The sequence below is a fragment of the Achromobacter sp. 1011811831 genome (assembly GCF_059760905.1).
The window spans coordinates 122002-131887 of the sequence record NZ_JCBANG010000006.1 but is presented as its reverse complement, the minus strand read 5'-3'; the positions used below and the strand labels follow the sequence as shown (position 1 = coordinate 131887).

The 9886-nt window shown below is 66.7% G+C and carries 11 protein-coding genes; 8 read left to right on the top strand and 3 right to left on the bottom strand.

From position 1 onward, the window contains the following. Positions 1-214: Chromate resistance protein ChrB (locus tag AC6LJ9_RS04470; protein WP_498146581.1), on the bottom strand; the 214-nt coding region annotated here is incomplete at its 3' end. Between the two features lie 331 nt (positions 215-545). On the opposite strand from AC6LJ9_RS04470, the gene AC6LJ9_RS04465 reads away from it, so the two are divergent. Genes AC6LJ9_RS04465 through AC6LJ9_RS04445 form a run of 5 tightly spaced genes read left to right on the top strand, consistent with a single transcriptional unit; the run spans position 546 to position 5236 of the window. Continuing rightward, the gene (locus AC6LJ9_RS04465; RefSeq protein ID WP_016446147.1) at positions 546-989 is read left to right on the top strand and encodes a TIGR03757 family integrating conjugative element protein; all 444 of its coding nucleotides are present in this window, start codon (positions 546-548) and stop codon (positions 987-989) included. Continuing rightward, positions 986-1930, top strand: a complete 945-nt coding sequence (locus AC6LJ9_RS04460) for a TIGR03756 family integrating conjugative element protein (RefSeq protein WP_016446146.1) — start codon at positions 986-988, stop codon at positions 1928-1930. The genes AC6LJ9_RS04465 and AC6LJ9_RS04460 overlap by 4 nt, the downstream gene beginning before the upstream one ends. Before the next feature lie 10 nt (positions 1931-1940). Continuing rightward, the gene (locus AC6LJ9_RS04455; protein WP_498146580.1) at positions 1941-3347 is read left to right on the top strand and encodes an integrating conjugative element protein; all 1407 of its coding nucleotides are present in this window, start codon (positions 1941-1943) and stop codon (positions 3345-3347) included. Next, positions 3344-3697 (top strand): hypothetical protein, encoded by a 354-nt coding sequence (locus tag AC6LJ9_RS04450; RefSeq protein WP_203787849.1) that lies wholly within the window; start codon positions 3344-3346, stop codon positions 3695-3697. The genes AC6LJ9_RS04455 and AC6LJ9_RS04450 overlap by 4 nt, the downstream gene beginning before the upstream one ends. Positions 3698-3712: 15 nt before the next feature. After that, positions 3713-5236: a conjugal transfer protein TraG N-terminal domain-containing protein gene (locus AC6LJ9_RS04445; RefSeq protein WP_498146579.1), complete on the top strand. Its 1524-nt coding sequence runs from the start codon at positions 3713-3715 to the stop codon at positions 5234-5236. 7 nt (positions 5237-5243) lie between these two features. Here the strand turns inward: AC6LJ9_RS04445 and AC6LJ9_RS04440 are convergent, their stop codons facing one another. Continuing rightward, positions 5244-5609 carry a DUF3742 family protein gene (locus AC6LJ9_RS04440; RefSeq protein ID WP_023093103.1) on the bottom strand — a complete coding sequence of 122 codons (366 nt, stop codon included), beginning with the start codon at positions 5607-5609 and terminating at the stop codon, positions 5244-5246. A 229-nt stretch (positions 5610-5838) separates the two neighbouring features. On the opposite strand from AC6LJ9_RS04440, the gene AC6LJ9_RS04435 reads away from it, so the two are divergent. From AC6LJ9_RS04435 to mobH, 3 genes are all read left to right on the top strand, one after another. Next, a complete protein-coding gene (locus AC6LJ9_RS04435; protein WP_498146578.1) occupies positions 5839-6597 on the top strand; it encodes a type IV toxin-antitoxin system AbiEi family antitoxin domain-containing protein in 759 nt (252 codons plus the stop codon). Further along, entirely contained in the window at positions 6590-7510 is a 921-nt protein-coding gene (locus AC6LJ9_RS04430; protein ID WP_045786225.1) for a nucleotidyl transferase AbiEii/AbiGii toxin family protein, read from the top strand. Before AC6LJ9_RS04435 ends, AC6LJ9_RS04430 begins: the two co-directional genes overlap by 8 nt. 202 nt (positions 7511-7712) lie before the next feature. Then, positions 7713-9551, top strand: a complete 1839-nt coding sequence (gene mobH, locus AC6LJ9_RS04425; RefSeq protein ID WP_128666871.1) for a MobH family relaxase — start codon at positions 7713-7715, stop codon at positions 9549-9551. A 26-nt stretch (positions 9552-9577) separates the two neighbouring features. Here mobH and AC6LJ9_RS04420 read toward each other — a convergent pair whose 3' ends face one another. Continuing rightward, positions 9578-9877, bottom strand: a complete 300-nt coding sequence (locus AC6LJ9_RS04420; protein ID WP_003282197.1) for a helix-turn-helix domain-containing protein — start codon at positions 9875-9877, stop codon at positions 9578-9580. Positions 9878-9886: the final 9 nt, after the last annotated feature.

Here is a 9886-nt window from a genome sequence, read left to right as displayed (position 1 = left end):
ACCCCGAGAGTCGATAGACCTCGCCGCTGCCCCCGACTTCCACCGCCTGCGCCGCCACTTCGTCCAGCGCCGCGGCACTGTCGGCCGAGTCAGGCAGCAGGTAGACCCCATCGCGCAGCGTCGCGCAGCCCAGCGCCTTGACGGAGCGCCAGACGCGCATGCGGCCGGTCGATGCCTTGGTGGGCAGGCTGATGAATAGGGCAATAAAGCTCAAGCACGGGCTCCCTTGGGTCAGCAAGTAGCGAAGTAGGTAATAGATTCTACATCGCGTTATAGTTAAAACTCAATTTGAAGCTGAAGCGTCAATTCAAGGCATCGAATGCAAACGCTCCAAGCTGTCGATGCCGATTCGCCCGCATCGCGTTTCTTGGGTTCGCGGGCACCTCAGCGTCCCGCACCTGATCTCCGCCTCCGACAGGAGGCAATCACAACGCTCACAACGGCATAGGGTATGAAACCGGCAGGGGCCGGATGCGGTTTCTTTGTCGCGCTAGATCGGCACTTGAAGTCGACTGTGACTTTGATCGACTCCAAGGACGCCCGATATGCCGGCCCCCGTCTTCAAGGCTTCGCCCCGGCTGCCGACCATCAGCATTGCGCCCGGACTGTGGGCAGTGCTGTTCATGTTTACCCAGACTGCAGCAGCCGACGTGCTCGTCGTCACCGACAGCCGTCATCCGGTGCAGGCTCCAGCCGGCGTGCGGATCATCGAGCTGGACCAGGCCACGCGCATCGAGGTCGAACTCGCCGCGCACCTACCGGCCGACCCGCAACAGGCTGCAGCCCTGGTGCGGCAGCGGTTGCATGACGGCGGCGAGGCCCTTCAACGCCGCATCGGCCACGCCTACCAAGGTGTCGCGGATGCCTGGGGACTGGGCATCGCCAAGATTCCCGCCGTGGTGGTCGATCGACGCTACGTGGTCTACGGCGAGCCCGACGTGCCCCGCGCCGTCGCGCGCATCAACGCCTACCGGAGCACGCAGCCATGAGCCTCCTGCTGGCATCCCGGCGCCTGCGCGCCACCGTCGCCTCGCTGCTGCTGAGCACGGCCACGTCGACGTTCGCCCTGGACACCGCCACCATCGTCTCGTCGGCGCTGTCCCCCGACTGCCTCGAATACCGCGTGGTCGGTATCTGCTACTGGCTGTACTGCACGCCCTTCGGCTGCTCGGTTCGCACTTCCGTCAAGGTGCGCCACTACGTCCCCGATGCGGTGGTGTCGAGCTACTCGAACACCGGAGAAAACCCGTGGCAGGAAGTCAGGGCGATGAGCATGCCCAACCCGACCGCCAAGGCTGGCGGTGACGGCACGACCAATCACGACAACGAGAACAACCTCGCCAAGTTCAAGAACGCCGATGTCATCGGCCATCCGGCCGGGCTGGTGTTCAGCCAGTTCGCCAGCGCCTCCGGCTACACCTGCGAAGGCGCTGGCACGGCCTTCATGCCGTATCTGCTGAGCACGCTCGACACGATCGCCTGGCGCTACAACATCCCGGAAGCGTTCTACCCCGAAGCGCTCATCCCCGGCCGGCGCGAAATCGGTACGCGCACCGGCCTGAACCTCTGGGGCAACGTGTATCCCCGCGGTGGCTTCCTGCACCAGACCGACGACCACAAGAGCGGCGCCGTGGTCGCGCAGCGCGCGGGCGACATCGTGACGCGCCGCAACCAGATTCACGTGTATCAGCCCCTGCTGGCCAACGCCCGCGACGGCTACTGGCCGGCCGGCGCGCTGATGGAGACCGACGCCTCGACGGGCAAGTGGCAGGAGCTGACGCCCACGCTCTCGAACAGTTGCGTGGTCTTCCCGCACAGCCGCACCCGCGTGCAGGCCCAGCAGGGCGACTACGCCTGGGCCTTGTGGCGGCCGTACTCCTGCTGCCGGCGCCGTGGCCAGGTCTTCCTCGGCAGCGTCGATTTCATGTGAGGAACCCACGATGAACGCCTCCCTCCCTGACTTCCTGCACCGCGCGAAGTCGCCCCTGCGGGCCACGCTGCTCGTGGCGGCCATCACGCTGGTCGTCGGCGTCGCCTGGGCGCAGACCCGCATCGACCCCAATGGCGTGAACGTCAGCGGCAGCGTGATCGGCGACGACGTGCTCTACAGCATCGGCGGCGGCCGGGCCGTGTCGATGGGTGGTGCCGGCAACATGCAGAGCATCGGCGTCGGCGTCGGCTGGAACAGCAACCTGATCTGCGGCGACATGAGCATCACCACGACGCTGCAGAACCAGCTCAACGGCATCACCAACGGCTTCCAGACGATCATGAGCAACGTGATCCAGAACGCCACTGCCGCGGTGGCGTCACTCCCGGCGCTCATCATCCAGCGCGCCGACCCGGGCCTGTACAACCTGCTCACCAACGGCATCCTCCAGGCGCGCCTGGATTTCGACCGCTCGAAGATGACCTGCCGGGCCATCGCCAATCGCATGGCGGACATGGCCGGCGGCCAGGCCGGCTGGGACCAGCTCGCCGAAGGGATGGCGCTGCGGGATGCGGTCAGCAGCACCGATGCCGTCTCCGCCATCGAGCAGGCCGAGTCCAACAAGGGGAACAACGGCGTGCCCTGGGTCGGCGGCGGCAACGCGGGCGGCTCCGGCCAGAGTTCGATCAAGGTGGTCGGCGACGTGACGCGCGCGGGCTACAACCTGCTCAACGGGCGCAGCGCCACCGATACCTCGTCGATCGCGCGCAGCGCCTGCGGCAACCGCCTGACCTGCCAAACCTGGTCGTCGCCTGGCGCGGCCGCGGACTGGGCGACCCGCGTGTTGGGCGAACGCGAGCAACGCACCTGCGAAAACTGCACGAAGACCCAGACCACGCCTGGCGTCGGGCTCACGCCAGTGATCCAGGAAGAGTACGAGACCAAGCTGCAGGTGCTGCAGGAGCTGGTGACGGGCGCCCGGCCGACGACGCCGGCCAATCTCGATGCGGCCGGCAGCAGCTCGCTGCCGATCACCCGCGGCGTGATCGAGGCCCTGCGGGACGAACCCGACCAGGACGTGCTGGGCAAGCGCTTGGCGTCCGAGGCGGCGCTGTCCAGCGTGCTGGAGAAGGCCCTGCTGCTGCAACGCACGTTGCTGACCGGCAAGAAGGAGCCGAACGTCGCCGCCAACGAGTTGGCCGTGCGGGCGGTCGAGCAGGAGAACAGCGCGCTGGAGCAGGAGATCAACAACCTCAAGACCGAACTGGAGCTGCGCCGCACGCTGGCCGGCAACTCGGCGATGGCGATCATCCAGCGCCACAGCACCCGCGCTGCCGGTTCGCGCGGCGTCTTCGAGGGCGACACCACGCGCGACCGTCTGCGGGAAGTCCAGAAGCCGCGGAGCGGTACGCCATGAGCCGGCTCGCCTGGCTGCGGCTGCCATGGCTGTTCAACCGCCGCGTCGGCGTGGCGCTGCTGTGGACCTTGCTGGTGGTGGCCGCGGCGGTGGCGGTGAACATCGCCGGCATCCACGTGGTCGGCGGCGTCGAGGGCTGGCAGCACTGGCTGCAGGCGCACGCCGGCCACTTCTTCGCGTGGCGGCTGTGCCTCTACGGGGCGACGGCTTACGGCTGGTGGTGGATGCGCCGGCGCCTGTTGCGGCGGGAGCCGTCCCGCGAGACGCATCAGCGCCTGCTGCGCACGGAGATCGCGGCCGTGATCGCCGTGGTCGCGCTGGAAGCCAGCCAACTGTTGCGGCACGGCTGAGACCGGGAGGCAGGCATGACGCTCTACACCACGGACTACCTGGAGTATTACCTGACCCTGGTGGCTTGGGTGGTCAACAACGGCATCTGGAGCATCCTCGTGGCCAGCGGCGTGTTCGCGCTGCCGTTCGTGGCCATCGTGATTCAGGAATGGCTCAAGGCCCGCAGCGAAGGTGCGGACGAGGGCAACAAGGGCGTGCTGTCGTCGATGCGCATCGAGAACCGGGTGTGGGTGGCGATCGTGGTCATCATGTTCGCCGGCATCCCGTTCATCCCGGTGGATCTCGCCACGATCAGGTTCGACACCACGCGCTCCGCGCAATGCCAGGTCAGCGTCCCGCTACCCAACGACACGGGCTGGGCCAACGTCTACACGGCGCTCAACGACCAGAGCGCGCTGGTGCCGGTGTGGTGGTTCTTCATGCACGCGCTGTCGAAAGCCGTGACGGGCGCCGCGGTAGCGGCGATTCCCTGCGGCACCGACCTGCGTCAGATTCGCATGGATGTCGATGCCACGCGCATCGATGATCCGGTGCTGGCACAGGAGGTCGCCGACTTCACGCACGACTGCTACGGGCCGTCGCGCGCGAAGCTGTTCATGAACCGGCCGACGCTCTCCGACGAGCAGATGAACGACGTCACCTGGATCGGGTCGAGTTACTTCCTCGACACGCCCGGCTTCTATGACACCTATCGCGCCAAGACCCCACGCACGGCCTGGCCCTACGACGCGACCCGCGATGCGGGGCTGGCACAGGTGGACAGCGGCGGCGGCTATCCGTCCTGCCGGCAGTGGTGGGCCGATGGCGGCCAGGGACTGCGCAGCCGGCTGCTGGCACAGGTCGACCCGGACCTGCTGACCCGCATCGGGCGCTGGGTGGGCTTCCTGTCGCAGAGCGAGGTCAATGACTCGGTGATCCGCGCCGTGGTCTCGCCGAGGCAGCAGAAGATGAACCAGGGCGCCGTCTACACCGACTACGGCGGCCAGATCGACAAGACGCTGCCGAACATCGTCACGCGCGGCGCGAGCGACCTGGGGCTGACCTTCGGCTCGCTGGGCTTCTTTCCGGCGATGGACGTGGTGCGCCAGGCGCTGCCGATGGTGCTGACCATGCTCAAGATGGCGCTCGTCATCTGCATCCCGCTGGTGCTGCTGATCGGCACCTACGACCTGAAGACGGTGGTGACGGTGAGCTGCGTCCAGTTCGCGCTGTTCTTCGTGGACTTCTGGTTCCAGCTCGCGCGCTGGATAGACAGCACGATCCTGGACGCGCTCTACGGCTGGGGGTTTGGCGCGGACAGGCCGCACACGAACTTCGATCCGCTGATCGGCTTGAACAACGCCTTTGGCGACATGCTGCTCAACTTCGTCATGGCGATGATGTTCATCGTGCTGCCGACGTTTTGGGTGATGGCATTGGCTTGGGCAGGCGTTCGCACGGGAAATATCGTGCAGGGGTTGTCCACCGCCACCTCGGACGCCAAGGGCGCTGGGGGGCGTGGCGCTGGTATGGCAATGAGTGCCGTATCGAAGAAGTGACCGCCGTTCAGTCGTCGTCGGTCACATGCGGGTCGATGCGCCAGTCGCTCTTGTCATAAAGCCCGAAGCCGTTGGGGCCTTCCCTCCACTCGGGTTGCGGTTCCTCTTGATCAGGGTCGTCGTGCTGCACGAACCATGCAGCAGTCACCGCAAAGGCAAGCAGCAGGGCCAGCCAGAACGCGGAGTAGAGCAGCGCACCGAGCACGGCGAGCTTGACGATCCAGAGCACCGCCGTCGCCGCGCCTGCGGGCAGCCCGCGCGTCACCAGCCAGCCGGCGACACGCTGCTCGCGGCGCAGGTATCCACGCCAGGCACGGCCAGCCCCCCGGCCCAGCCGGTGGCTCCAGCGCCCGTTGTGCGTGTTGGTGGTCATGCTCATGTGCCTCGGCTTCAGTGGTGCCTCACCTCATGGAGCGGCCGGTTGTGGCTTGCCCTCCAGCATAGACCGCGATCAGGAGGGCGGGTTGCGGCTGGCAGAGCCGGGTCGGCCTGGGTCGCAGGTCGATTAGATTCTGCACTATAAATCAAACCTTATGCTACTTTCCATGCAAGTTCCTGCGATAGCTCTAGGGGCTGATTGGATTCCGTGCTATTTTTATAGCATGGATGGAAATTCTAGGCACCAGATAATCAAGCGGCTGCAGGCGGGACTTCCCCGCGGGGCGCCGTTCGACCTTGCCACCCTGAGCCAGTTCGGGGTGTCGCCCCAGCTCGCCGCCCACTATGCCGACGGCGGGTGGCTCGTGCGCCTGGCCCATGGCATCTATGCCTTCCCGAACGATGAATTCGGGGTCTACGGTGCGCTGAAGTTCCTGCAACAGCGCGTGCCCGGCCTGCACGTCGGCGGCAAGAGCGCCCTGGCCCTGCAGGGCGTGCGGCACAACCTGGGCAGCCGGGAGACGCTGGTGCTGTGGGGCGACGGTCGCTTCGCGTTGCCGGCCTGGTTCACCTCGCGCTTTCCGGCCCGCTACGTCCACGCCCGCCTGTTCGACTGGCCGGACACGGCGCTGGCCGCCAAGACCCTGACCACGCCGCCGGGCCTGCCCGAGGATCTGCGGGTGGCAGCCCCCGAGCGTGCCGTGCTGGAGATGCTGTACGAAGCCGGCGTCAAGCAGAGCCTCGAAGAGGCCCGCAACCTCTTTGATGGACTGCGTTCCCCCCGCAAGGATTTGCTCGGACAACTGCTGTCCTGCTGCACCAGCGTGAAGGCCGTGCGCCTGTTCCTGACCTGGGCGCGCGAGACCAGCCTCGTGGATGTCGATGCCCTGCTGGAGCAGTACCCGGTTCGCACCGGCAGCAACACGCGCTGGATGAGCCGGCTCGATGACGGAACCCTGCTGAGCCTGAAACCTCATGGATAAGACCTACGCGGACACCGTTCGCCTGCTGCTGGCCGTCGCGCCCGACGTGTTCGCCAACGACATCTTCGCCATGAAGGGCGGCACGGCCATCAACCTCTTCGTGCGGGACATGCCGCGCCTTTCGGTGGACATCGACGTGGTGTACCTCCCGTGGCAGACGCCGCGCGACGAAGCGCTGCAAGCCATCAACCAGGAGCTGGCCGCCATCGCCACGCGCGTTGCGCCACTGGGCGTGCAGACACGCCTGGTTCGCGCCAAGGACCTGGGAGACACCAAGCTGATCGTCGAGAACGACGCCAGCCAGGTGAAGATCGAGGTCAATGTCGTGTTCCGCGGCAGCGTGCTGCCCGTCGAGCGGCGGCCGCTGAGCGCCAAGACCAGCGATCTGTTCGGCGTCGAGTTCGAGCTGCCGGTTCTGGCACCGGACGAGCTGTACGCCAGCAAGCTGGTGGCCGCGCTGGATCGACAGCACCCCCGCGACCTGTTCGACGTGTGGCAGCTCTACGAATCGGGCGACATCAGCGACGGCATGGTCGAGTGCTTCGTGATCTATCTGGCGGGCCACAACCGGCCGCCCCACGAAGTGCTGTTCGGCAACGACAAGGACATCGCCGGCGAGTACGAGCGGGCCTTTGTCGGCATGACGGAAGTGGACTGCTCCCTGGAGATGCTGCTCGATGCTCGCGCCAGGCTGCGGCGCGAACTGCCACAGCGACTGAGCACCGCGCACAAGCAGTTTCTGAGCGGGCTGGTGCGCGCAGAACCGGACTGGTCGCTGGTGCAATGCCAACACGCCGCTCAACTGCCGGCACTGCGCTGGAAGCTGAGCAATCTCGAAACCTTCCGCAAGCGCCGTCCCGACGACTTCGCAGCGCAATCCGCCGCCCTCGACACCGGCTTGGGCCAGAGCTGACGAACATCCCACAGCGCCCCAATGCCGGGATTGCCCCATGCCGCATTCATCGTGGCACCCGCGCAGCAGCGGCCCTATACCCAAAGGCTTCCGACAAAGGCCAAAGGGCTGGGAAGGGGCAAAGGAAGGGCGCCAAGGGGAAAGGCCCTATCCTGAAAAGGCCAAAAGGCGCCCCCGAGCAGCCCGTCATCCGGGGTTCGCCATGCTCTCGCTGTTCCAGCGCAAAAGGGTGCCACCCACCGCCGGCACGTCGCCCACCTCCGCCATCGAAACTCCGAAAGGGTCGATGCGGCCGGAGTCGGCCGCATCGCTGCTGGCCACGCCGCGCCGGCAGAAACTGCTGGAACACATCTGGCAGCGCACATCGCTCTCGCGCCGGCAGTTCGCCACGCTCTACCTCGCCCCACTGGAGCGCTACGCCGAGCTGGTCCAGCAGTTCCCGGCCTCCGAGAACCACCACCACGCCTATCCGGGCGGCATGCTGGACCACGGCCTGGAGATCGTCGCCTATGCGCTGAAGCTGCGGCAGTCATACCTGCTGCCTGCGGGCGTCACGCCGGAGGCACAGGCGGCCCAGGCCGAAGCCTGGACCGCAGGCACGGCCTACGCGGCCCTGCTGCACGATATCGGCAAGATTGCCGTCGATCTGCACGTCGAGCATGCCGACGGCAGCGTCTGGCATCCCTGGCACGGCCCGCTGCGAAAGCCCTACCGCTTCCGTTACCGAAAGGAGCGTGAGTACCGCCTGCACAGCGCCGCCACCGGGCTGCTCTACGCACGCCTTCTCGATCGGGACATCTTCGACTGGCTCTGCGGCTATCCCGACCTCTGGGCCGCGCTGCTGTACGTGCTGGCCGGCCAGTACGAGCATGCCGGCACGCTCGGCGAACTGGTCGTGCAGGCCGACCAGGCATCGGTCGCCCAGGAACTCGGCGGCGATCCCAGCAAGGCGCTGGCGGCGCCCAAGCATGCGCTGCAACGCAAATTGCTCGACGGCTTGCGCTACCTGCTCAAGGAAGAATTCAAGTTGAACCAGGGCGGCCCGGCGGACGGTTGGCTGACCCAGGACGCCTTGTGGCTGGTGAGCAAGACCGTCTCCGACAAGCTGCGCGCACATCTGCTGTCGCAGGGCATCGACGGCATCCCGGCGAGCAATACGGCGGTGTTCAACGTGTTGCAGGATCACGGCATCGTGCAGCCGACACCGGATGGCAAGGCGATCTGGAAGGCTACCGTCACCAGCGACTCCGGCTGGTCGCACGCCTTCACCTTCCTGAAGCTCTCGCCGGCGATGATCTGGGATGCCGCCGACCGGCCGGCGCCGTTCGCAGGCCGTGTGCAGGTCGAAGAGGAACAGGCGGAGCCGCCGCCGCTGGCGCCGGCGGTTGCCGATGGGCCGCACGTGGTAGGCACCGAAGCTGCACCCGCGAGCACGGCGCCGATCGCTTCCGCAGCCACAGACACCGGCGTGGCCGCGCTGCTCGACCTGCTGGGCGACACTGCTCCATCCACAGCGCCGGAGATCGCCGAGGCCGAGCCGGCCCCTTCGACCGTGCCCCCGCCGCAGATGAGCCTCGCGCCTTCCCAGGATCGCGCGGAGCCCTCCGGGGCGCACTTCATGGCCTGGCTGCGTCAGAGCATCCAGACGCGCAAGCTCATCATCAACGACGCCAAGGCCCTGGTGCATACCGTCGCCGGTACGACCTATCTCGTCAGCCCCGGCGTGTTCCAGCGCTACGCGCAGGAGTACCTTCAAGTCGCCGCGCTGGCCAAGCAGGAGAAGCTGGAGGGGTGGCAGTGGGTACAGAAGCGCTTCGAGAAGCTGGGACAGCACCGCAAGCAGCCGAGCGGGCTGAACATCTGGACCTGCGAAGTCACGGGGCCGCGCAAGTCGCGCCGGCTGCACGGCTATCTGCTCGCCAGCCCGGAGGCGCTGTTCCGGGAGACGCCGCCAGACAACCCATACCTGCGGCTCCTCAACGAGGCCGCAAAGCGCGAAGATTCAGCCCTTGGGGGCGAGGACAACGACGATCAGGGGTAGCCGTGCGGCCGCTGCGCAGGCCGGCTTCAATCCGCGGATGGGGCCGACTCTGCCAGCTTGGCTTCGGTCAGAGTCATCAAGTGGGCGGAACTGCATTTCAGCGCACGGGCGATCTTGAGGATGAGGGGGAGCGTGGGGACATGCTCGCCGCGCTCGATCTTGCCCATGTGAGACCGCTCGATGCCGGCCATGTGAGCCAGCGTTTCCTGAGCGATACCCTGGTTGGTTCTCTCTTCCCGCACGGCAGCCCCAAACGCGATGGCTGGTTCCGCTTCGTAGGTAGTGGTGCCGGTGGGGCGGCCCCTTTGGATCGAACGCTTTGGCATTGCCAAGAG